Genomic DNA, 21,757 nt, shown 5'->3' with positions numbered 1-21,757 from the left:
GTTGTAATTTGAGCGCTTGCGGCTGTCATGCAAACTCCGGGACAATGCAGAAACCGGCATCGCCGCGCCGTGATCGCGCGGATGCGAGCGACGCCGAGGCGCTCGCGTGCCTAAAGTGTCCGAACTAGTTAGGATGTCGATTGGCGGCGAACGCGGTCGCGCTCGCCGCCTTGACCGCAAGCAGTCTCGAATCGTAAGGGGAATCGGATGCATCGTTTCATCATCGTCGGCGGCGGTGCGGGCGGGCTCGAATTGGCGACGCGCCTCGGGGACCGCTATGGCGCGCGCGGCAATCGGCCCGCGCGTGCACTCGTCACGCTCGTCGATCGTTACCCAACCCATATCTGGAAGCCCCTGCTGCACGAAGTGGCGGCGGGCAGCATGGACCCGTTCACGCAAGAGCTCGAGTATGCGGCGCAGGCGCGCTGGCACGGCTTCGAGTTCCATCAGGGCGAGCTGATCGCGCTCGACCGCACGTCGCGGCGCGTGACGCTCGCGCCCGTCGCCGATAACGACGGCGCCGAGCTGCTGCCGCAGCGCGAGCTCGAATACGACACGCTCGTCATCGCGATCGGCAGCACGACGCATTACTTCGGCGTGCAGGGCGCGCCGGAGCATTCGATCGCGCTCGACACGGTCGCCGAGGCAGAGCGGTTCCGCAAGCGCCTGATCGCCGCATGCATGCGCGCCGAGCATCAGCCTCACGAGCTCGTCGCGCAGACTGTCTCCGCGACGGATCCGGCAGATCCTGCCGAGCCTGCAGATCCGGCGGAGCCTGCCGAGCCGCGCATCCAGGTCGCGATCGTCGGCGGCGGGGCGACGGGTGTCGAACTGTCCGCGGAGCTGCGCAACACCGCTCAGGTGCTGTCCGCGTACGGGCTGCACAAGCTCGATCCGCGACACGACGTCGGCATCGTGCTGATCGAGTCCGGGCCGCGCATCCTGCCGGCGCTGCAGGAGCGCGTGTCGACGGCGACCGCCGAGCTGCTCGAGAAACTCGGCGTGCGATTGATGCTCGGCGAGCGCGTGACCGAAGTCGCGCCGGGCGTCGTGCGCACAGCGAGCGGCAAGAGCGTGCGCGCGGACCTGACGGTGTGGGCGGCGGGCATCAAGGCGCCCTCGGTGCTCGCGAAGCTCGACGGCCTCGAAGTGAACAAGCTCGGCCAGCTGGTCGTGCGCCGCACGCTGCAGACCGAGACCGATCCGAACGTATTCGCGCTTGGCGACTGCGCAGGCTGCGCGTGGCCGGGCCACGACCGCAACGTGCCGCCGCGCGCGCAAGCCGCGCATCAGCAGGCGAGCTTCATGCTGCGTGCGTTCGCATGCCGGCTCGAAGGCCGGCCGCTGCCCGAATTCACCTATCGCGATTTCGGCTCGCTCGTGTCGCTCGGGCACTTCAGCGCGGTCGGCAATCTGATGGGCGGGCTGATTGGCGGCAACATGCTGATCGAAGGGCTCTTCGCCCGCTTCATGTACATGTCGCTGTATCGACTGCACGTCGCGGCGCTGCACGGTTATCCGCGGATGGTGCTCGACACGGTCGCGCACTGGCTGCGGCGCTCGACGCTGCCGCGCGTGAAGTTGCACTAGCGCAGCCGCGGCGCGAACGGCCGCATGGCGCGAGCCGGCCGCCGTTCGCGCCGCGCTCGTTCAGCGCGCGTGTGGCTCGGCGGCTCCTGGTGCCGCGAATCTCGCCGCCGGCGCGCCCGCCGTCACTTTTCTTCACGCGCGGCACGCATCGGCTTCTTCTTGCGCTCGCACGCGCATCGTTCGTCGTCAGTAGACGAGCTGCGACACGCCACAAGTCAGCGACATGTCGTGGATCGTGCTTTCGCCGACCTGCACACCGAGCAACTGCAGCAGCGGCACGACGGCCGAGTCGAGGCCCGACAGCATCGGCGGCAGCACGCCGCCGAGAAACGTATTGAGCGCGGTCTGGATCGGTCCGAGCGGCAGGCTGATGCCGATGAGCGAGATCTGCGTCTGCTGCAGCGATGCGCCGAGGCCCGACAGCGCATTGCCGAGCACGCTGCCGACGCCATTCGAATTCGTGCTTTGATAGCCGCCCGTCGTCCCGTAGAACGTGAGCGTCGGCGTGCTGCTCGCGGGCACGTCGGCCGGGAACGACGCGAGCGACTTGATCGTCACGAGGTTCGCGACGTTGACGAGCGTCGCGGGCGTCGAGCAGGTGAACGGCTGCGACGCGGACAGGTTGGCCGGCGTGTCACCGATGCACAGGTTCGCGAGGCCCGTCTGCACGCCGATGGCCGACGTGCAGGTCGACGGCGACGACTTGCAGCTGGCCGACTCGAGCCACGCCTGCCCCGGCGCGATCTGTAGCGACAGCGGCAGGTTCACCTGCACCGGCACGAGCGCGCCGAGCACCCCGAGCGGCAGGTTCGCCGTGCCGAGGCCGATATTCAGATAGAGCCGCACCTGCGCCGTTCGCGCGATCGTGCGCCAAGTCTTCGTGACGGGGTCGATGCCTGCCTCGCCGATGCCGAGCACGGGCGGCTGGATGATCTGCACTTGCAGACTCGCATTCAATCCGCCGACGTTGAGCCCGTTCGCAAGCGAGAACGCGGTCTGGCCGGTGGCGATCTCGGCGGCGACGAGAAGCGCGTCGAACGGGCTGAACGTCGCGTCCAGCGCGGCCTGCGGGTCGGACAGGCCGACCGAGAAGATGCCTGTCGAATTCGCGGTGTTGCCGATCTTGAAAGTCTGACCGCCCGGGATGTTCGCGCTGACGATCGTCTGCAACGCGCCGATGCTCGTCTGCAAGTCCGTATTCGCGACCGACGTCTGCGACAGCGCGGTCAGCATCCAGCTCGCGAGCTGCGGGACGGTGGTCTGCGTATTCAGCAGCGCGTTCACGGTACCGACGTTCGCGGCCGCCATCAGGTCCTTGATCCTGATCCGCGAATTCGCGAGGCCTTGATACGACAGCACCGACAGATTCAGATTCGCGCCGAGCAGCCCGTTGAGAAGCGCATTCACGACGCCGCCTTGCAATTGCGCGAGCGTCGTGCCGATCGAATACGCGCCGACGTTGGTCGCTTGCGCGGTGCCGGTTGCCGCGACCGTGCGCTGCGAGCCGAGGAAGTAGTACGGCACGGTGCGCGTGACCGTCACCTGCGCCGCATTGAGCTGCGCGTCGCTGCCGGCTGCCGAGCCCGAGAAGAAGCTCGGTCCCGCGTTGTCCTTTACGTCCCAGCGTCCGCAGACGACCGTCATCGATTGTCCCGACGCACTGCTGTCGAAGCCATTGCCGAGCGCCGCCGATTGCGCGGTCGCGGCGGGCTTCACGCAGCCGTCGTCCATCGTTTGAGCGGCCGCGAGCGCGGCCATGTCGGCGATGCCTTGCAGCGCGCGGCGCTGATAGAACAAATTGCCGAGATCGACCGCGCCGAGCGTGGCGATCACGACGCCGATCGCGATCGCCGCGATGACGGCGAACGAGCCGCGCTGACGGACGGGCGAGCGTCGTGCGCGGCGCTGCAGACTCGGCTTGCGACGGTTGGAAAGATCACCGGTGGTCGGGCGGCGTGTGGGCTTGTTCATTCCAACCTCGTTGTGCTTCGTCGGCGTTGCGTATTCTGATTTGCGCGATGCGCGATCGATCGGCATCGGACGTTCGTCGTCATCGACGGCGCTCCCGGTTCGCATGCATCGCGCGACGCTCGCCGCGCGCGTGTCTTCTGTTCGGCTGTGATTGTCGGCGGGAAGCGCTGCCGGTTGCGCGCACGGCGCGCCAGCGAATCATGCGGGCAATCGCATTTATTTGGCAATCCAATGTTTTCCCGGAATACGCATGTTGACGAGGACTTATCTCGATATGCAAGGGGAAATGAAAAGCAGGGATGGGAATCCGTAGGAATGTGAATGAAATGGGTGCGTGCGATTCGATGGCGGTCATTGCGGAATCTGGCAATGCCTGTCGCATACGTGGCGCGTGCGACGCGACGATCGATCGTTCGATACGCGCTCATGCGACACGCCGCGCTCGCGGGCGTTTGCATGTCGAGAACGCGACGCGCATCGTCGGCCGGCATTTCGACGCAATGTTCTAGAAGCGTCGGCAGTGGCGATCCGGCATCGCGCTGCGGCCCGTTCGCGAAGGCCGGTCAATGCCGCCGCGATTTTTACTTCTGACAAAAGGTTGACGCCTCCCCGCATTGTTGGGCATCGTGTGCGGGTTCCGCCTCGGCGGGGCGGGCGGCGACGCTCGGCGCGGCTGCATCGCGCCAGGGCCGCCACGGTTCGAATTCATGTCGCCGCCGCGTGTGCCGCGTGGCCGCGACAACGAAAAGAGAGGAGCACATCCATGTTGAAACCCGAAGTCGACAGCCTAGTTCCGCACGTTCCGTTCAGCCGCCGCAAGTTCGTCAAGACGGCGCTCGGCGGCACCTTCGCCGCGGCCGTGCTGCCCGTGTCCGCCCAGACGATCGCGACCGACAGCGCCGGCCTCGACGTCGACACCGTCGAGATCCGCTCGGGCGACGCGAGCGTGCCGGCCTATCGCGCGCAGCCGGACGGCAAAAGCAACCTGCCCGTGATCGTCGTGATCCACGAGGTCTTCGGCGTGCACGCCCACATCGCCGATATCTGCCGGCGCTTCGCGAAGCTCGGCTATCTGGCGATCGCGCCGGATCTGTACGCACGACAGGGCGATCCGTCGAAATATCCGTCGATCCAGGCGCTGCTCGACCAGGTGGTCAGCAAGGTGCCCGACCGGCAGGTCAGCGAGGATCTCGACGCGACGGTCGCGTGGGCGGGGAAGAACGGCGGCGACCTGTCGCGGCTCGGCGTGACGGGCTTTTGCTGGGGCGGCAGGCAGGCTTGGCTGTTCGCCGAGCACAATCCGCACGTGCGTGCGGCGGTCGCGTGGTACGGCAAGGTGGTCGGCGAGACGAACGAGATGACGCCGTTTAATCCGGTCGATCATGCGTCGCAACTGAAGGCGCCTGTGCTCGGCCTCTACGGCGGCAAGGACGACAGCATTCCGCAGCGCTCGCTCGCGGAGATGCGCACGCGTCTCGCGGAGGCCGGCACGAAGGCGGCGCGGGAATCGGAGATCGTCGTGTACCCGGACGCGGGCCACGCATTCTTCGCCGACTACCGCCCGAGCTACGTGAAGGCGGACGCCGAGGATGGCTGGAAGCGCGCCGTCGCGTGGTTCCGGCATCACGGCGTGATGTGATGCCGGAACGCGCCGCCGCGGGCGGGCGAGCGGCGGCGCGCGCGGCGTGTCGCTTATGGGGTCGCGCCGGTCGCGACGGGGCGGGACGGATCCGCGCTCCATTCGCTCCACGATCCCGCATAGAGCGCCGGGTCGTGCAGGCCGGCGATCTCCATCGCGAGCGCGTTGTGGCATGCGGTGACGCCCGAGCCGCATTGCAGGATCACCTTGTTCGAAGGCGTCGCGCCGAGCAGCGGATTGAATGCCTCGCGCAGTTCGTGGCCGCTCTTGAAGCGGCTGTCAGCCGTCAGGTTGTCCTTGAAGAAATGATTGAGCGCGCCGGGGATGTGTCCGCCGACGCGATCGATCGTCTCGTTCTCGCCGCGATAGCGGTCGGCAGCGCGGGCATCGATCACGAGATGGTCCTTCGTCGAGAGATTCGCGAGCACCGTCCGCGCATCGACGACCGTCGCGAGCGGCGCGGCCGCGCGGAAGTCGCCCTGGGTCTTCTGCGGCGTGTCCTGCGTCACCGCTTGGCCGGCTGCTTGCCAGGCCTGCAGGCCGCCGTCGAGCACCGCGGCGGAATCGTGGCCGATCCAGCGCAGCAGCCACCAAAGGCGCGCCGCGTACATGCCGCCTTGCGCATCGTATGCGACGACCTGCTGATTCTGCTTGAGCCCGTGGGCCTTCAGCGTGTCGGCGAGCGCATCGCGCGCGGGCAATGGGTGACGACCATTCGTGCCGGTTTTCGCGCCCGACAGGTCGCGGTCGAGATGCAGATAGTGCGCGCCGGGAACGTGGCCGGCTGCGTACGCTTGCTCGCCCAAGTCGGTATCGGCGAGATCGAAGCGGCAATCGAAGACGAGCACGCTGCCCGGCGCGGCCGCAAGACGTTCGGCGAGATTGTCGGCCGAGATGAGCGTGGTGTAGTGAGTGTGTGGCATGACGACTCCCTGGGAGAAACGGGCCGGATGCTCTAAGTCTAAACAAAAAAAGACGGGCCGCAGCCCGTCTTTCTTTTCCGTGACGATCCGGCGCAAGGCCGGGAGCGGACAAAGTTTCGGCGAATGTCGGATGAAGCGTCGCGCGGGACTCCGCTCAGATCGCGCCGAGCTGCCGGCGCAGGAACTCGTGGAAGTGCTGCATGCCGTCTTCCATCGGGCTCTGATACGGGCCGACCTGCGATTCGCCGCGCTCCATCAGCGCGCGGCGGCCGGCGTCCATGCGCAGCGCGATCTCGTCGTCCTCGATTGCGGTTTCCATGTACGCGGCGCGTTCCGCCTCGACGAACTCGCGCTCGAACAGCGCGATTTCCTCAGGGTAATAGAACTCGACGATGTTCGTCGTCTTCTGCGGGCCGCGCGGAATCAGCCACGACACGACGAGCACATGCGGATACCACTCGATCATGAGGCCCGGATAGTAGACCATCCAGATCGCGCCGAACTCGGGCGGCACGCCGTCGCGATAGCGGAGGACCTGATCGTGCCACTTCTGGTACGCCGGGCTGCCCGGCTTCGCGAGCGCGTCGTGCACGCCGACCGTCTGCACGCTGTACCAGTCGCCGAACTCCCATTTCAGGTCGTCGCACGACACGAAGCTGCCGAGACCCGGATGAAACGGGACGACATGGTAGTCCTCGAGGTAGACCTCGATGAAGGTCTTCCAGTTGTAATTGCACTCGTGAATCTCGACGTGATCGAACATATAGTCCGAGAAGTCGAAATGGTGCTTCGTGCCGAGCTGCGCGAGATCGTGCGCGACGTCGCGGCCCTCGGCTTCGAACAGCAGACCTTGCCAGTTCTGCAACGGCGTCGCGTGCAGGTTCAGGCAGGGCTTGTCCGGAAAATGCGGCGCGCCGAGCAGTTGGCCGTCGAGATCGTAGGTCCAGCGATGCAGCGGGCAGACGATGTTCTGCGTCTGCCCGCGGCCGTTCAGCATGATCGCCTGGCGATGGCGGCACACGTTCGAGAGCAGTTCGATCTGCGAAGTCTGGTTGCGCACCAGCACGCGGCCCTCGTTCTCGGAAGGCAGCGCAAAATAGTCCCTCGCTTCGGGCACCATCAATTCGTGCCCGACGTAGCGAGGTCCCTTCTTGAAAAGTGTTTCGATTTCGCGCGCAAGGAGCGCCTCATCGAAATAAGCGGTGACTGGAAGCTGGCTGTGTGCCGACTTCAGTTGCAATGCGTCGCTCAGATTGGACATTCCCACTCCCGGTGAAAGCGTGAAAGCAGTGAACAACCCAACCATCGAAAATTCGATTTAGGGGAACCGGCGATTATACCCGGATCAACTTTCTTGGGGTGGGATAAGTGACTGATTTGTGTCAAATTTTTCCCGGAATTTGGACGAGTTTCATGCGATTTGCACACGAAGCCCGCTGTGCTCGAGCCCCTTGAAGCCAAGTCGGCAGGTCGGAAAATTCTCTTTTGCCGTAGAATGTCCGACTTGTTTTGAATTTTGACACCCCGTCCATGGCGAAAACCGCAACCCCAGGCGCGTCCGCGTCCGACCCCGGTTCCGGGCCGCTGCCGGAAAATTACGAGACGGCGCTCGCGGAACTGGAGGCGCTCGTCGCCCGAATGGAGGGCGGGACGCTGAGCCTCGAGGATTCGCTTGCGGCGTATCGCCGCGGCGCGGCGCTCGTTGCATTTTGCCAACAACAATTGGAAAAAGCGGAGCAGCAGGTGCGTGTGCTCGACGGCACCACGCTCAAGCCGCTTTCCGCCGGAACGGCCGCCGCGGATGGCGGAGATGACGATCTATGACATTCGACCAATGGATGCGCTCGGTGCTCGAGCGTGTCGAGACGGCCCTCGGCCATTATTTGCCGGCCGAAACTGTAGCGCCCGCGCAACTGCACGAAGCGATGCGCTATGCGGTGCTCGGGGGAGGGAAACGGGTGCGTCCGCTGCTGTGCCATGCGGCGGGCGAGCTCACCGGCGCGTCGGAAGCGGCGCTGAACGCTGCCGCGGCGGCGCTCGAAATGATTCACGTGTATTCGCTCGTGCATGATGATATGCCGTGCATGGACGACGACGCGCTGCGTCGCGGCAAGCCGACCGTCCATGTCGAGTATGACGAGCCCACCGCGCTTCTCGTCGGCGACGCGCTGCAGTCGCAGGCCTTCGTCGCGCTGACGGACGCGGCCGCGCTGCCGCTCGGCCGGCAGGCCGCGCTCGTGCGCGAGCTTGCGCTCGCAAGCGGCTCGATCGGCATGGCGGGCGGTCAGGCGATCGATCTGGCGAGCGTCGGCCATGCGCTGTCGCGCGACGCGCTCGAGACGATGCACCGGATGAAGACGGGCGCGCTTCTGCGCGCGTCGGTGCGGATGGGCGCGCTCGCGGGCGAGACGCCGTCCGAAGACGCGATGCGCTCGCTCGACGCATACGCGGCCGCTGTCGGCCTCGCGTTCCAGGTGGTGGACGACATTCTCGACGTCACCACCGATTCCGCGACGCTCGGCAAGACGGCCGGCAAGGACGCGGCGAACGACAAGCCGACCTACGTGTCGATCATCGGCCTCGACGCGTCGCGCTCGCTCGCCGCGCAACTGCGCACCGATGCGCACGCCGCGCTCGAACCGTTCGGCGCACGCGCACGGCGCCTGGCCGAACTGGCGGACCTGGTGGTGAACCGGGTCAGCTGACGCGAAAGCCCGCCGCCGCGCCCATGCTACGGGTAGTGCGTGTAAGAAGTGCGGGCGCGTTTGTTTTCCTACAATGGAACGACGATGTACGACTTGCTGAAAACCATCGACGACCCGGCGGATCTGCGCCGTCTCGATCGTCGCCAACTGCAGCCGCTCGCCGACGAGCTGCGCGCGTTCGTCCTCGACAGCGTGTCGAAGACGGGCGGCCACCTGTCGTCCAATCTCGGCACGGTCGAGCTGACGATTGCGCTGCACTACGTGTTCGACACGCCGGACGACCGGATCGTGTGGGACGTCGGTCACCAGACCTATCCGCACAAGATCCTGACGGGCCGCCGCGACGCGATGAAGTCGCTGCGCCAGCAGGACGGCATCTCCGGCTTCCCGCGCCGTTCGGAGTCCGAATACGATACGTTCGGCACCGCGCACTCGAGCACGTCGATCTCGGCCGCGCTCGGGATGGCGATCGGCAGCAAGCTGCAGGGCGACGACCGCTTCTCGATCGCTGTGATCGGCGATGGCGCGATGACGGCCGGCATGGCGTTCGAAGCGATGAACAATGCGGGCGTGTCCGAGGATGCGAAGCTCCTCGTGATCCTGAACGACAACGACATGTCGATCTCGCCGCCCGTCGGCGCGCTGAATCGCCATCTCGCCCGCCTGATGTCGGGCCGTTTCTACGCGGCCGCGCGCGCGGGCGTCGAGCGCGTGCTGAGCGTCGCGCCGCCCATGCTCGAGCTTGCGCGCAAGCTCGAGGAGCACGCGAAGGGCATGGTCGTGCCCGCGACGCTGTTCGAAGAGTTCGGCTTCAACTACATCGGGCCGATCGACGGTCACGATCTCGATTCGCTGATCCCGACGCTGCAGAACATCAAGGAGCTGCGCGGGCCGCAATTCCTGCATGTCGTGACGAAGAAGGGCCAGGGCTACAAGCTCGCCGAGGCCGACCCGGTGCTCTACCACGGCCCCGGCAAGTTCAACCCGGCCGAAGGCATCAAGCCGTCGACGACGCCCGCGAAGAAGACCTACACGCAGGTGTTTGGCGAGTGGCTGTGCGATGCGGCCGAGCTCGACTCGCGCGTGGTCGGCATCACGCCGGCGATGCGCGAAGGCTCGGGCATGGTCGAGTTCGAGAAACGCTTCCCGGAGCGCTACTACGACGTCGGCATCGCCGAGCAGCACGCGGTGACGTTCGCGGGCGGCCTCGCGACGGAAGGGCTCAAGCCCGTCGTCGCGATCTACTCGACGTTCCTGCAGCGCGCCTATGATCAGCTGATTCACGACGTCGCGCTGCAGAACCTGCCCGTCGTGTTCGCGATCGACCGCGCGGGCCTCGTCGGTGCGGACGGCGCGACGCACGCGGGCGCGTACGACCTCGCGTTCCTGCGCTGCATTCCGAACATGACGGTGATGGCCGCGTCGGACGAGAACGAGTGCCGCCAGATGCTGCACACCGCGTTGCAGCAGCCGAACCCGACCGCGGTCCGTTATCCGCGCGGCGCGGGCACGGGCGTTGCGACCGTCAAGGCGTTCACCGAGATTCCGCTCGGCAAGGGCGAGGTGCGTCGCCGCACGTCGCAGCCGGAAGGCAAACGCGTCGCGATTCTCGCATTCGGCACGATGGTCGCGCCGTCGCTCGCGGCGGCTGAAGCGCTCGACGCGACCGTCGCGAACATGCGCTTCGTGAAGCCGATCGACGCCGAGCTCGTGCAGGAGCTCGCGCAAACGCACGATTACCTCGTTACCGTCGAGGAAGGCTGCGTGATGGGCGGCGCGGGCTCCGCATGCGTCGAGGCGATGATGGAGAGCGGCGTGATCCGTCCGGTGCTGCAACTCGGCTTGCCGGACCGTTTCGTCGATCACGGCGATCCGGCGAAGCTGCTGTCGATGTGCGGTCTCGACGGCGACGGCATCGCGAAGTCGATTCGCGAACGCTTCCTGAGCCACGCGACGAGCGTCGCGAGCCCGGCGAAGCGCGTCGCGTAAGCCGCTGCGCGGCGGGCGCGCGACGGCTTTCCCCTGAATGCATGAGCCTGCGGGCCCATGTTGCATTTCCGGCAGGTCATGCGGCATAAGGCGATGTCGTGCCGCGTGACCCTATAAGGATCGAACAAGATGAACCTGATGAATCCCGAATTCGTGATGCCCGACGTGCAGAGCACGGTCGACACCCGGCAGATGCCGATCCAGCGCGTCGGCGTGCGGGCCGTCCGACATCCGCTGACCGTGCGCACCGCCGAAGGCGAGACGCAGGCCACGGTCGGCACCTGGAATCTCGACGTGCATCTGCCGGCCGATCAGAAGGGCACGCACATGTCGCGCTTCGTCGCGCTGCTCGAGGAAAACGACGGGCCGCTGACGGCCGACGCGTTCCGCGCGATGCTGGCAACGATGCTCGAGAAGCTCGAAGCGCAGGCGGGACGCATCGAGGTATCGTTTCCGTACTTCGTGAACAAGACGGCGCCCGTGTCGGGCGTGCGCAGCCTCCTCGGCTACGAAGTGACGCTGACGGGCGACGTGCGCGACGGCGTTACGCGCGTGTTCGCGAAAGTGCTCGTGCCGGTGACGAGCCTCTGCCCGTGCTCGAAGAAGATCTCGCAGTACGGTGCGCACAACCAGCGCTCGCACGTGACGATCGACGCGGAGCTCGCGGCCGACGTGCCGGTCGAGGATCTGATTCGGATTGCCGAGGAAGAGGCGTCGTGCGAGCTGTGGGGGCTGCTCAAGCGCCCCGACGAGAAGTTCGTCACCGAGCGCGCATACGAGAACCCGAAGTTCGTCGAGGACCTGGTGCGCGACGTCGCGCGACGGCTCGATGCCGACGCGCGGATCGTCGCGTACGTGCTCGAGGCGGAGAACTTCGAGTCGATCCACAATCACAGCGCGTACGCGCTGATCGAGCGCGACAAGCGGCGAGCCGAGTAAGCGTCGCGCGGCGGTTGTAGCCGTATGCGGAAAGGGGCCGTTCACGTCGAACGGCCCCTTTCGTTTGGGGTGACGGCAATCAAATGATTGCGGTTCGGGAGCGGTTGTTGCGCGGCGACGGCTGCGCGGGGCGTCGATCGTAGTCGGCGCGTGTGTCGAGCGGGCGCGGTGCGTGGCGTTGGCGATATTCGCCGGGATTTGCAAGCCGCCGGTACAACCTGCCTAGTGACCTGCGCCTCATCGTCGATGGAACCCCGACCGCGACGCGGTATGGCAGCGGCGCTGCGCGGCCATCTCGCCGCGGCGATGTTTCTTCGGGTTCGTCTTCGACACGCGCGCTGCGCTTCAGCGCGCAAGCGACGCCAGATCCCAGCGCGGCTTCACGGTGAACGCGTAGTCGCGGCTCGCCTGCGACGGCCAGCGCGCAAGCCGCAGTGCGCCCGCGAGCGCGATCATCGCGCCGTTGTCGGTGCAGAGCGCGAGGTCGGGGTAATGGACGTCGAAGCCGCGCTTCACGGCCGCGGCCGACAGCGCCTCGCGCAGTTGGCGGTTCGCGCCGACGCCGCCCGCGACGACGAGCCGCTTGAGCCGCGTCTTCTTCAGCGCGGCGAGCGACTTCGCGACGAGCACGTCGACAGCCGCGTCGACGAAGCCGCGCGCAAGGTCGGCCTTCGCGCGTTCGAACCCGGCGCCGCTCGCGTGCGCCGCCTCGAGCTTCTTCATCTGCGTGAGCACCGCGGTCTTCAGCCCGCTGAAGCTGAAGTCGAGATCGCCCGAATGGAGCATCGGCCGCGGCAGCACGACCGCGCCCGGCGTGCCGGTTTCGGCGAGCTTCGACACTTCCGGTCCGCCCGGGTAGCCGAGGCCGAGCAGCTTCGCGGTCTTGTCGAACGCTTCGCCCGCGGCGTCGTCGAGCGTTTCGCCGAGCGTCTCGTAGACGCCGACGTCGGTGACGCGCATCAGTTGCGTATGGCCGCCCGACACGAGCAGCGCGACGAACGGGAACGGCGGCGGCTCGGCGACGAGGAGCGGCGACAGCAAGTGCCCTTCGAGATGATGGATGCCGATCGTCGGCTTGTCCCACGCGAACGCGAGCGCGTTCGCGATGCTTGCGCCGACGAGCAGCGCGCCCGCGAGGCCCGGCCCCTGCGTGAACGCGATCGCGTCGATATCCTCGCGGCGCGCGCCGCTCGCGGCGAGCACCTCCTCGAGCAGCGGCAGCGCGCGGCGGATGTGGTCGCGCGACGCGAGCTCGGGGACGACGCCGCCGTATTCGCGATGCATCGCGATCTGCGAGTGGAGCGCGTGCGCGAGCAGGCCGCGTCCGGTGTCATAGAGCGCGAGGCCGGTTTCGTCGCAGGAGCTTTCGATGCCGAGAACGAGCATGATGGTGTGCGGCGGCCGCGTCGAGACGCGCGCGGCCGGAAATCAACGTAACAAAAAAGTATAACAGCGCGGCCGCTTTGCCCGTCGGCGCGCGGGCGAAGCGGCGCGCGACGCAGGTACAATCCGCGCCATGGAAAAATTCGACATCGCAGTGATCGGCGCGGGCGCGGCCGGCATGATGACGGCCGCGGTGGCCGGTCAGCTCGGCCGGCGCGTCGTGCTGCTCGATCACTCGCCGCGGCTCGCGGAGAAGATCCGCATCTCGGGCGGCGGGCGCTGTAACTTCACGAATCTGTACGCGGGGCCGGACAACTACCTGTCGTCGAATCCGCATTTCTGCCGCTCGGCGCTCGCGCGCTACACGCCGCGCGATTTCCTCGGGCTCCTGAAGAACTACCGGATCACGTGGCACGAGAAGCACAAGGGGCAGCTCTTCTGCGACCATTCGAGCGACGCAATTATCGACGTGTTGAAGGGCGAATGTGACGCGGGCGGCGTCGCTTGGCGGCGGCCGGTGTCGGTCGACACGGTGCGGCACGTGCACGCGGACGGCTTCGCGCTCGACACGAGCGCGGGCGCGATCGGCGCGCGGGCGCTCGTCGTCGCAACGGGCGGGCTGTCGATCCCGAAGATCGGCGCGACCGATTTTGCCTACCGGATCGCGAAACAGTTCGGCCACAAGCTCGTCGACACGCGGCCGGCACTCGTGCCGCTGACCTTCGCCACTGATGCGTGGGCGCCGTTCGCGGCGCTGTCGGGCGTGTCGCTCGAAGCGAGGGTGTCGACCGGCGCGAAGAAGGTCGGCGGTGAGTTCGTCGAAGACATCCTGCTCACCCATCGAGGACTGTCCGGGCCGGGGATCCTGCAGATTTCGAGCTACTGGCGCTCGGGCGAGCCGATCCACGTCAATCTCGTGCCGCAGCTCGACGCGGCGGACGAGTTGATCCGCGAGAAGGCGGGCTCGCGACGTCAGATCGGGACGCTGCTCGCCGAATGGGTGCCGGCGCGGCTCGCGCATGCGTGGCTCGAGGCCGGGCGGGTGCGCGCGGACGCACGCCTTGCCGACCTGCCGGACAAGACGCTGCGCCGGATCGGCGAAACGCTGTCGCGCTGGACGCTCACGCCGAATGGCACCGAGGGCTACCGGAAGGCCGAGGTGACGAAGGGCGGGGTCGACACGCGGGATCTGTCGTCGTCGACGATGATGAGCGAGCGCGTGCCTGGCCTCTTCTTCGTCGGCGAGGCAGTCGACGTGACAGGCTGGCTCGGCGGCTACAATTTCCAGTGGGCATGGGCTTCGGGGGTCGCGGCCGGGCGTGCGGCCGCAGACTGCACGCGCCGCTTGACGGGTTAGTGCGTTTGTGCAGAGCGTCTGCTATACTCCAAAACCTTTCTCCGCAATACCTTTACTTTTTTTTACGTGACGGGTCATGACGATCATCCGCGTTAAGGAAAACGAGCCTTTCGAAGTTGCGATGCGCCGCTTCAAGCGCACGATCGAAAAGAACGGTCTACTGACCGAGTTGCGCGCGCGAGAGTTCTACGAGAAGCCGACTGCGGAGCGCAAGCGCAAGAAGGCCGCTGCGGTGAAGCGCCACTACAAGCGCATCCGCAGCCAGATGCTGCCGAAGAAGCTCTACTGAGCATTGCCCGCGCCGCGTGGTTCGCTAGGCGGCGCACCGATGGGATTCGCCGAGCGCGGCCCGTCGATGCCGAATTCGAGCAAACCCGCTTGAGAAACCGTCTCAAGCGGGTTTTTGTGTTGACGCCGCTGGGCGGTGTCGCATGGAATTTTCATACCGGATATACGATGAGTCTGAGAGACCAGGTCAGTGAAGACATGAAGGCCGCGATGCGCGCGAAGGAAAGCGAGCGGCTGGCGACGATCCGCTTGTTGCTGGCCGCGATCAAGCAGCGCGAGGTCGACGAGCGCGTGACGCTCGACGATGCGGGCGTCATCGCGGTCGTCGACAAGATGATCAAGCAGCGCAAGGATTCGATCAGCCAGTTCGAAGCCGCGGGCCGCACCGACCTCGTCGAGAAGGAGCAGGCGGAAGTCGCGGTCCTGATCGCGTACATGCCCGCGCAGTTGTCGAAAGCAGAGGTGGCGGCCGAAGTGCAGGCGGCCGTCGCGCAGACGGGCGCAGCGGGCCCGCAGGACATGGGCAAGGTGATGGGCGTGCTGAAGGGCAAGCTCGCCGGCAAGGCCGACATGACAGCTGTGTCCGCGCTCGTCAAGGCGGCGCTCTCGAAGTAACCCTGGCCGGCGCGACGCGCGCCCGCCCGTCAAGCGGCCCGGCGGCCGCGGCGGCGCGCGTCGGCTGGCACGTCTTCCGATCGATCCAACGGTGATTCCGCATTCGTTCCTGCAGGATTTGCTGAACCGCGTCGACATCGTCGACGTGGTCGGCCGGTATGTGCAGCTCAAGAAGGGCGGCGCCAACTTCATGGGGCTGTGCCCGTTCCACAACGAGAAGAGCCCTTCGTTCACGGTCAGTCCGACGAAGCAGTTCTACCATTGCTTCGGTTGCGGCGCGCATGGCACCGCGATCGGCTTCCTGATGGAGCACGCGGGGCTCACGTTTCCCGAGGCGGTACAGGAGCTCGCGCAATCGGCTGGGCTCACGGTGCCGCACGAGCCGTCGCCGATGCGCGGCGGAGGTGGAAGCCCGGGCGATGGCTATGCGCCGCCCGCCGCGTCGAAAGCCGTCACGACCGCGCTGTCGGACGTGATGCAGACCGCTTGCGACTATTACCGCAAGCAGTTGCGCGGCGCGCCGAACGCGATCCAGTATCTGAAACGGCGTGGACTGACGGGCGAGATCGCACTGCGCTTCGGGCTTGGCTACGCGCCGGACGGCTGGCAGAACCTCGAGGCGGCGTTCGACGATTACCGCCACGATTCGCTCGTCGACGCAGGCCTCGTGATCGTCAGCGAGAAGACCGATGCGAGCGGCGTGGCGCGCCGCTACGACCGGTTCCGCGAGCGGATCATGTTCCCGATCCGCAACGTGAAGGGGCAGGTGATCGGCTTCGGCGGCCGGGTGCTGGACGGCGGCGAGCCCAAGTATTTGAATTCGCCCGAGACACCCTTATTCAACAAGGGCAGCGAACTTTACGGGTTGTTCGAGGCCCGGCTCGCGATCCGCGACCACAAGTACGCGCTCGTCGTCGAAGGGTATATGGATGTCGTCGCGCTCGCGCAGCTCGGCTTTCCGAACGCGGTGGCGACGCTCGGCACCGCGTGCACGCCGATTCACGTGCAGAAGCTGCTGCGACAGACGGACACTGTCGTCTTCAGCTTCGACGGCGACTCGGCCGGCCGGCGCGCCGCACGGCGCGCGCTCGAGGCGTGCCTGCCGCACGCGGCGGACAACCGGACGATCCGGTTCCTGTTCCTCCCGCCGGAGCACGATCCGGACAGCTACGTGCGGGAATTCGGGACGGATGCGTTCTCGGAACAGGTGAAGCGGGCGATGCCGCTGTCGCAGTTCCTGCTGAACGAGGCGATGGCGGGCAAGGAGCTCGACCAGCCGGAGGGGCGCGCGAAGGCGCTGTTCGACGCGAAGCCGATGCTGCAGGCGCTGCCGGCGAACGCGTTGCGCGCGCAGATCATGCACATGTTCGCCGACCGGCTGCAGATTCCGTTCGACGAAGTCGCGGCGCTCGTCGAAGTGGACGCACGGATCGCCGCGCCGGCCCGTCAGGCGCCCGCGCGCAGCGAGCGGCGGCGCGTGACGGACAACGAGAAGCGCGCGCTGCGCAACTTGGTGATGCATCCGCGGATCGCGGCGACGCTCGACGACGAGAGCCTCGCGACGCTGCGGGCGCTGCCGAGAAACGGGGAACTGTTCGACGAGGTGATCGGCCATGCACGCGCGCTCGGCGATGGGGCGGAGTTCCGGCTTTTGTCGGATGTGCTACGCAATTCGGCTAACGCGCCCACGTACGACGAAATTTTCCGGGAAATTCTGGTCTATGATGAAAATGTCCGCGACTTGATGCAGCAGAATCCGGAAAGCGACGTGGCGCAGGAGGGTCTGCGCGAGCAGGAACGGATCGCAGGCGAGGAGCTTCAGGCAGCGGTGCTCAAGATGCGCTACGACGTGTGCCGTGACAGGCTCAACAGCCTTTCGAAACGGTCGGCGCCCTCCTCCGAGGAATTGGCGGAAATCAAGGACTTGCATCAGAACCTGGCAGACATGAAGCGAAGGCTCGGGCTGTGAACCGGCCGGGGAAGGGTCTGTCTCAACGTGCTATAATATAAGGTTTTCAGCGGTTTGTTTTCTTAGCAGAGGCGAGAATCGCAATGGCAAAGACTACCGGCGGAAAAAAAGCGGCGGGCAAGGCGACGGAATCGACCGTGAAGGTCGCGACGGCCAAATCTGCAGCTTCCTCCGCAAAGACGTCTTCGGCACGCGCGGCGCACCCTGCGAGGAAGAGGGCCGCGGCCGGCACCGCCAAGGCTGCGCCGGCGCCGACGGCCAGCGCATCACGGGTCGTCGTGAGGTCCGAAGCGAAGACGGCCAAGCCGGCTTTGAAGCGGGCGAGTGCGAAAAGCGCAAGGGGAGCGGCTGCCGCGCCGGACGAAACGGCAGCTACTCGAGCATCCACGGTTCAACCGGCTGTAGTCCAGCAGCCGCGAGTCGATTTAGCCGGTACGGCGAACTCCATGACGAAAAAGCTGAACGAAGTATCCGTCGATGACGACGCAAACCAGAGCGACGAACAGCCTACCGCTGCGTCGGGCAAAGGCGAAAAGGCCAAGGCGCGCGATCGCCGCGCCAAGGAAAAGGCGCTGCTGAAGGAAGCGTTCGCGACGAGCACGCCCGGCACGGCCGAGGAGCTCGAAGAGCGTCGCACGAAGCTGCGCGCGCTGATCAAGCTCGGCAAGGAGCGCGGCTTCCTCACGTATGCCGAGATCAACGACCATCTACCGGACAACTTCACGGAAACGGAAGCGCTCGAAGGCATCATCGGCACGTTCAACGACATGGGCGTCGCGGTGTACGAGCAGGCGCCCGACGCCGAGACGCTGCTGTTGAACGACAACGCGCCCGCCGCGTCGTCCGACGACGAGGTCGAGGAGGAAGCGGAAGTCGCGCTGTCGACCGTCGATTCCGAATTCGGCCGCACGACCGACCCGGTGCGGATGTACATGCGCGAGATGGGCACGGTCGAGCTGCTCACGCGTGAAGGCGAAATCGAGATCGCGAAGCGGATCGAAGACGGCCTGCGCCACATGGTGATGGCGATTTCCGCGTGCCCGACCACGATCGCCGACATTCTCGCGATGGCCGAGCGCGTCGCGAACGAGGAGAGCCGCGTCGACGAGCTCGTCGACGGCCTGATCGATCCGAACGCCGCAGACGCCGACGGCTTCTCCGAAAAGGACGCCGAGGAAATCGAGAACGAGAACGAGGAAGCCGAAGAGGACGAAGAAGAGGAAGAAGAAGACGACGACGGCGCCGCGCAGGCGACGGCCAACGCGGCCCAGCTCGAAGCGCTGAAGCGCGCGTCGCTCGAGAAGTTCGCGTTGATCAGCGAATGGTTCGACAAGATGCGTCGCGCGTTCGAGAAGGAAGGCTACAAGTCGAAGTCGTACCTGAAGGCGCAGGAGACGATCCAGAACGAGTTGATGTCGATTCGCTTCACCGCGCGTACCGTCGAGCGTCTGTGCGACACGCTGCGTGCGCAGGTCGACGAAGTGCGTCAGGTCGAGCGTCAGATCCTGCATATCGTCGTCGACAAGTGCGGCATGCCGCGCTCGGAGTTCATCGCGCGCTTCCCGAGCAACGAGACCGATCTCGACTGGGCCGAGAAGATCGCGGCCGAAGGCCATTCGTACAGCGCGATCCTGTCGCGCAACATCCCGGCGATTCGCGAACAGCAGCAGCGTCTGCTCGACCTGCAGGCGCGCGTCGTGCTGCCGCTCAAGGACCTGAAGGAAACCAACCGCCAGATGGCGGCGGGCGAACTGAAGGCGCGTCAGGCGAAGCGCGAGATGACGGAGGCGAACCTGCGTCTCGTGATCTCGATCGCGAAGAAGTACACGAACCGCGGCCTGCAGTTCCTGGACCTGATCCAGGAAGGCAACATCGGCCTGATGAAGGCGGTGGACAAGTTCGAATACCGCCGCGGCTACAAGTTCTCGACGTACGCGACGTGGTGGATCCGACAGGCCATCACGCGTTCGATCGCGGACCAGGCGCGCACGATCCGGATTCCGGTTCACATGATCGAGACGATCAACAAGATGAACCGCATCTCGCGGCAGATCCTGCAGGAAACCGGCCTCGAGCCGGATCCGGCAACGCTCGCCGAGAAGATGGAGATGCCGGAAGACAAGATCCGCAAGATCATGAAGATCGCGAAGGAGCCGATCTCGATGGAAACGCCGATCGGTGACGACGACGATTCGCATCTCGGCGACTTCATCGAGGACACCAACACGGTCGCGCCGGCCGACGCCGCGCTGCATGCGAGCATGCGCGACGTCGTGAAGGACGTGCTCGATTCGCTGACGCCGCGCGAGGCGAAGGTGCTGCGGATGCGCTTCGGCATCGAGATGAGCACCGATCACACGCTCGAGGAAGTCGGCAAGCAGTTCGACGTCACGCGCGAGCGGATCCGTCAGATCGAGGCGAAGGCGCTGCGCAAACTGCGTCATCCGAGCCGTTCTGACAAACTCAAGTCGTTCCTCGAAGGGAACTGATTGTCCGTCTCCGATCGATCGCCGCCAGGATGCAGAAATCCGGCGGCGATTCCCTTACTTAGTTGTTACAATGCCGACCCGGCCAGTGTTACCGGGTCTTTTTTTGCGTCGCGTTCGTTTTTAGGGCCTGTAGCTCAGGGGTTAGAGCAGTCGACTCATAATCGATTGGTCGTGGGTTCGAAACCCACCGGGCCCACCATTCCTTTTCTTTTAAAATCAAGCACTTAGGCTGGACTTTGTCGTCTCTGGGGAGGTTCCGGGGAGGAAAACGCGTTTTCTACGCCTCGCCATCTCCAACTCGTTCTGCTCTCCATCGATCCACTTCGCGTAGGTCGTCAGGAACATTTCCACGCTGTGCCCAAGCTGCTTTGCGCAGAACGCAGGCGTCATGCGGACCATCAGCATCGCCGTCGCGTAGCTATGGCGCATGTTGTATGGGCGCCGGTAGCGGATGCCAATCGCCTTCAGCAGCGGCGCCCAATACATGCGCCTGAATACGAGACGACGGTTTCAGGGCCGAACGGCGTCGCCCTTTGGGATGTGCGTCTATTCCAGACTATCGGGGGCGCACGGCCGACGGCCGAGCACATGGGAGGAGATTGCAACACTCCGGACAAGGAAACTCGCGACGCATATATCGCCGCGATTGCCGATCCCCTTGTTGAGCGGTACAAGATTGCTCTCGATACGATCGATAAGTGCAAACACAATCCCGAGGCGATTCCCGAATACGAGCAAGCGGGACAGTGTTGGGGTATTGCGCCCGAAAAGAAGTAGCGTTTCCATTGCCCCGGCCGAGCGGCCGGGGCGTCACAAATTGGTTTGTGCAGTAATGCCCTAAAACGGCCTACACACTAATAGCCAATCTTTTCTGCCAGCGGTTGAGAGGCGGAGTTCTGGCGAAGGCTCAGTGAATTCCCGTCCAGATCTTGGAAGAAACACAGTTTCACGCCATGGCCTACATCGATTATATTGGTCACAGGAACCTTGTTCTCGATGAGATTTTGGCGTGCGTTATCGATGTTATTTACCACGAATGTAAGAACGGCGCCACCTGTTCCGACATTCGTCGCGTCGAAGTTGAGTCCGAGAGCAACTCGCTTGAGGTCGGGTAAATTAAATTGCCTCCATGATGGAGTGTCATACCGGCTATCCGGTATTAGTCCAAGGTTTTTTTGATACCAATCAGAGCTCGCATCGAGGTCGGATACATCGATTTTTGCAACAAATGCATATTCTTTGGTTATATTTTTCAGGAGCATGATCATCCTCCATTGGCTATTGATGGCGGTTTTGATCCTGTTCGACGAGACATTCAAGGATCAATTTATATGATATGTTTTGTTTTTTTATCTGCAACCTGCGGAAAATGGGAGCTACCAAAAATATGGGCGTCATTTAATTTTAGGGGTAGATTTATGAGTAACTAATTAGAATTGTTGATGTGACTAAAAATATGAGAATATGTAATCCGTATGAAATCATCGATTCTAAGCCCGTCAACTGATCTTCCTTCCGTACGGCGAGTTCGGTCTTCAAACCCAGTTGAGGGCACTCCCAAGTCGGCGAGTGGCGTTGGTCGTAATAGCGTCGTAACGCTGGCACGATTTGGGGAGGAATATGGGGAGGAATGAGGGCAGTGAAGGGGCATGTCTTGGTCTTAATCTCCATAAAAAACAAAGCCTTACGCCCCGTCGGCCCCCTGCGAAACCCTCGTTTTTGGGTTCGAAACCCATCGGGCCCACCAAGATTTTTATTTCTACTTCAGCGGCTTATTGAGAATTACGTAAATCATGACATCACCAAAGCTCGGCTTGCTTCCAGCAAGCAGCGATGATCGATTTGCGCTTCTGGCCGCGCTTGAGCTTGCATCGAGCGGTGTGCTTCAACTCGGTCAGGT

General features: G+C 64.8%; 17 protein-coding genes, 1 tRNA gene and 1 pseudogene. 13 read left to right on the top strand and 6 right to left on the bottom strand.

Annotated features, from left to right (window positions below; genetic code table 11):
* Positions 1 to 207 precede the first annotated feature (207 nt).
* A complete protein-coding gene (locus tag WS62_RS02785) occupies positions 208 to 1,590 on the top strand; it encodes an NAD(P)/FAD-dependent oxidoreductase (protein ID WP_066567411.1) in 1,383 nt (460 codons plus the stop codon).
* 186 nt (positions 1,591 to 1,776) lie between these two features.
* On the opposite strand, the gene WS62_RS02780 is transcribed toward WS62_RS02785, so the two are convergent.
* Positions 1,777 to 3,561 (bottom strand): TadG family pilus assembly protein, encoded by a 1,785-nt coding sequence (locus WS62_RS02780; protein WP_066567445.1) that lies wholly within the window; start codon positions 3,559 to 3,561, stop codon positions 1,777 to 1,779.
* A gap of 763 nt (positions 3,562 to 4,324) precedes the next feature.
* Between WS62_RS02780 and WS62_RS02770 the strand changes: the two genes are divergently transcribed.
* A complete protein-coding gene (locus WS62_RS02770) occupies positions 4,325 to 5,200 on the top strand; it encodes a dienelactone hydrolase family protein (protein ID WP_066567407.1) in 876 nt (291 codons plus the stop codon).
* A gap of 53 nt (positions 5,201 to 5,253) precedes the next feature.
* Here the strand turns inward: WS62_RS02770 and WS62_RS02765 are convergent, their stop codons facing one another.
* Together WS62_RS02765 and WS62_RS02760 are read right to left on the bottom strand one after the other, a co-directional pair.
* Positions 5,254 to 6,123, bottom strand: coding sequence for a sulfurtransferase (locus tag WS62_RS02765; protein ID WP_066567405.1), 870 nt, complete (start codon positions 6,121 to 6,123; stop codon positions 5,254 to 5,256).
* Positions 6,124 to 6,277: 154 nt separating this feature from the next.
* Positions 6,278 to 7,384, bottom strand: a complete 1,107-nt coding sequence (locus WS62_RS02760; protein ID WP_066567404.1) for an aromatic ring-hydroxylating oxygenase subunit alpha — start codon at positions 7,382 to 7,384, stop codon at positions 6,278 to 6,280.
* 269 nt (positions 7,385 to 7,653) lie between these two features.
* Here WS62_RS02760 and WS62_RS02755 point away from each other — a divergent pair, with 269 nt between their 5' ends.
* The 4 genes from WS62_RS02755 (at position 7,654) to folE2 (ending at position 11,756) form a co-directional block, all read left to right on the top strand.
* Positions 7,654 to 7,947, top strand: coding sequence for an exodeoxyribonuclease VII small subunit (locus tag WS62_RS02755; protein WP_066492307.1), 294 nt, complete (start codon positions 7,654 to 7,656; stop codon positions 7,945 to 7,947).
* Positions 7,944 to 8,828, top strand: coding sequence for a polyprenyl synthetase family protein (locus WS62_RS02750; RefSeq protein WP_066567403.1), 885 nt, complete (start codon positions 7,944 to 7,946; stop codon positions 8,826 to 8,828). The genes WS62_RS02755 and WS62_RS02750 overlap by 4 nt, the downstream gene beginning before the upstream one ends.
* A gap of 84 nt (positions 8,829 to 8,912) precedes the next feature.
* Positions 8,913 to 10,817 carry a 1-deoxy-D-xylulose-5-phosphate synthase gene (gene dxs, locus WS62_RS02745; RefSeq protein WP_066567401.1) on the top strand — a complete coding sequence of 635 codons (1,905 nt, stop codon included), beginning with the start codon at positions 8,913 to 8,915 and terminating at the stop codon, positions 10,815 to 10,817.
* Positions 10,818 to 10,946: 129 nt separating this feature from the next.
* Positions 10,947 to 11,756 (top strand): GTP cyclohydrolase FolE2, encoded by an 810-nt coding sequence (gene folE2 / locus WS62_RS02740; protein ID WP_066567398.1) that lies wholly within the window; start codon positions 10,947 to 10,949, stop codon positions 11,754 to 11,756.
* 345 nt (positions 11,757 to 12,101) lie between these two features.
* Here the strand turns inward: folE2 and tsaD are convergent, their stop codons facing one another.
* Positions 12,102 to 13,142, bottom strand: a complete 1,041-nt coding sequence (tsaD, locus tag WS62_RS02735) for a tRNA (adenosine(37)-N6)-threonylcarbamoyltransferase complex transferase subunit TsaD (RefSeq protein WP_066567396.1) — start codon at positions 13,140 to 13,142, stop codon at positions 12,102 to 12,104.
* A gap of 121 nt (positions 13,143 to 13,263) precedes the next feature.
* On the opposite strand from tsaD, the gene WS62_RS02730 reads away from it, so the two are divergent.
* The 4 genes from WS62_RS02730 (at position 13,264) to dnaG (ending at position 17,368) form a co-directional block, all read left to right on the top strand.
* Positions 13,264 to 14,496: an NAD(P)/FAD-dependent oxidoreductase gene (locus tag WS62_RS02730; RefSeq protein WP_269435256.1), complete on the top strand. Its 1,233-nt coding sequence runs from the start codon at positions 13,264 to 13,266 to the stop codon at positions 14,494 to 14,496.
* Positions 14,497 to 14,572: 76 nt separating this feature from the next.
* Positions 14,573 to 14,785, top strand: a complete 213-nt coding sequence (rpsU, locus tag WS62_RS02725) for a 30S ribosomal protein S21 (RefSeq protein ID WP_004190342.1) — start codon at positions 14,573 to 14,575, stop codon at positions 14,783 to 14,785.
* 167 nt (positions 14,786 to 14,952) lie between these two features.
* Positions 14,953 to 15,399: a GatB/YqeY domain-containing protein gene (locus WS62_RS02720; RefSeq protein WP_066567391.1), complete on the top strand. Its 447-nt coding sequence runs from the start codon at positions 14,953 to 14,955 to the stop codon at positions 15,397 to 15,399.
* 91 nt (positions 15,400 to 15,490) lie between these two features.
* Entirely contained in the window at positions 15,491 to 17,368 is a 1,878-nt protein-coding gene (gene dnaG / locus WS62_RS02715) for a DNA primase (RefSeq protein WP_066567388.1), read from the top strand.
* A gap of 46 nt (positions 17,369 to 17,414) precedes the next feature.
* On the opposite strand, the gene WS62_RS02710 is transcribed toward dnaG, so the two are convergent.
* Positions 17,415 to 17,756, bottom strand: a complete 342-nt coding sequence (locus WS62_RS02710; RefSeq protein WP_066492295.1) for an RNA polymerase subunit sigma — start codon at positions 17,754 to 17,756, stop codon at positions 17,415 to 17,417.
* On the opposite strand from WS62_RS02710, the gene rpoD reads away from it, so the two are divergent.
* The 3 genes and pseudogenes from rpoD to WS62_RS32330 form a co-directional block, all read left to right on the top strand.
* Positions 17,647 to 19,857: an RNA polymerase sigma factor RpoD gene (rpoD, locus tag WS62_RS02705; RefSeq protein ID WP_331460065.1), complete on the top strand. Its 2,211-nt coding sequence runs from the start codon at positions 17,647 to 17,649 to the stop codon at positions 19,855 to 19,857. The genes WS62_RS02710 and rpoD overlap by 110 nt on opposite strands.
* 123 nt (positions 19,858 to 19,980) lie before the next feature.
* Positions 19,981 to 20,056: transfer RNA gene (locus tag WS62_RS02700), tRNA-Ile, on the top strand.
* A 350-nt stretch (positions 20,057 to 20,406) separates the two neighbouring features.
* Positions 20,407 to 20,634: pseudogene (locus WS62_RS32330) on the top strand (hypothetical protein); the annotation flags it as partial.
* 77 nt (positions 20,635 to 20,711) lie between these two features.
* Here the strand turns inward: WS62_RS32330 and WS62_RS35820 are convergent.
* On the bottom strand, positions 20,712 to 21,119 hold the full coding sequence (locus WS62_RS35820) for a VOC family protein (RefSeq protein ID WP_156440839.1): 408 nt from the start codon (positions 21,117 to 21,119) through the stop codon (positions 20,712 to 20,714).
* Between the last annotated feature and the right edge of the window lie 638 nt (positions 21,120 to 21,757).

It is taken from the genome of Burkholderia sp. ABCPW 14, assembly GCF_001523835.1.
Classification (GTDB): domain Bacteria; phylum Pseudomonadota; class Gammaproteobacteria; order Burkholderiales; family Burkholderiaceae; genus Burkholderia; species Burkholderia mayonis.
The sequence above is the reverse complement of the archived record's forward strand: the minus strand, read 5'-3'. Positions and strand labels throughout refer to the sequence as shown.

What these genes read in the sequence shown, in the direction of transcription:
- WS62_RS02785 (WP_066567411.1), top strand. Translation starts at nt 208, where the DNA reads ATGCATCGTTTCATCATCGTCGGCGGCGGTGCGGGCGGGCTCGAATTG.
- WS62_RS02780 (WP_066567445.1), bottom strand. Translation starts at nt 3,561, where the DNA reads ATGAACAAGCCCACACGCCGCCCGACCACCGGTGATCTTTCCAACCGT.
- WS62_RS02770 (WP_066567407.1), top strand. Translation starts at nt 4,325, where the DNA reads ATGTTGAAACCCGAAGTCGACAGCCTAGTTCCGCACGTTCCGTTCAGC.
- WS62_RS02765 (WP_066567405.1), bottom strand. Translation starts at nt 6,123, where the DNA reads ATGCCACACACTCACTACACCACGCTCATCTCGGCCGACAATCTCGCC.
- WS62_RS02760 (WP_066567404.1), bottom strand. Translation starts at nt 7,384, where the DNA reads ATGTCCAATCTGAGCGACGCATTGCAACTGAAGTCGGCACACAGCCAG.
- WS62_RS02755 (WP_066492307.1), top strand. Translation starts at nt 7,654, where the DNA reads ATGGCGAAAACCGCAACCCCAGGCGCGTCCGCGTCCGACCCCGGTTCC.
- WS62_RS02750 (WP_066567403.1), top strand. Translation starts at nt 7,944, where the DNA reads ATGACATTCGACCAATGGATGCGCTCGGTGCTCGAGCGTGTCGAGACG.
- dxs (WP_066567401.1), top strand. Translation starts at nt 8,913, where the DNA reads ATGTACGACTTGCTGAAAACCATCGACGACCCGGCGGATCTGCGCCGT.
- folE2 (WP_066567398.1), top strand. Translation starts at nt 10,947, where the DNA reads ATGAACCTGATGAATCCCGAATTCGTGATGCCCGACGTGCAGAGCACG.
- tsaD (WP_066567396.1), bottom strand. Translation starts at nt 13,142, where the DNA reads ATGCTCGTTCTCGGCATCGAAAGCTCCTGCGACGAAACCGGCCTCGCG.
- rpsU (WP_004190342.1), top strand. Translation starts at nt 14,573, where the DNA reads ATGACGATCATCCGCGTTAAGGAAAACGAGCCTTTCGAAGTTGCGATG.
- WS62_RS02720 (WP_066567391.1), top strand. Translation starts at nt 14,953, where the DNA reads ATGAGTCTGAGAGACCAGGTCAGTGAAGACATGAAGGCCGCGATGCGC.
- WS62_RS35820 (WP_156440839.1), bottom strand. Translation starts at nt 21,119, where the DNA reads ATGCTCCTGAAAAATATAACCAAAGAATATGCATTTGTTGCAAAAATC.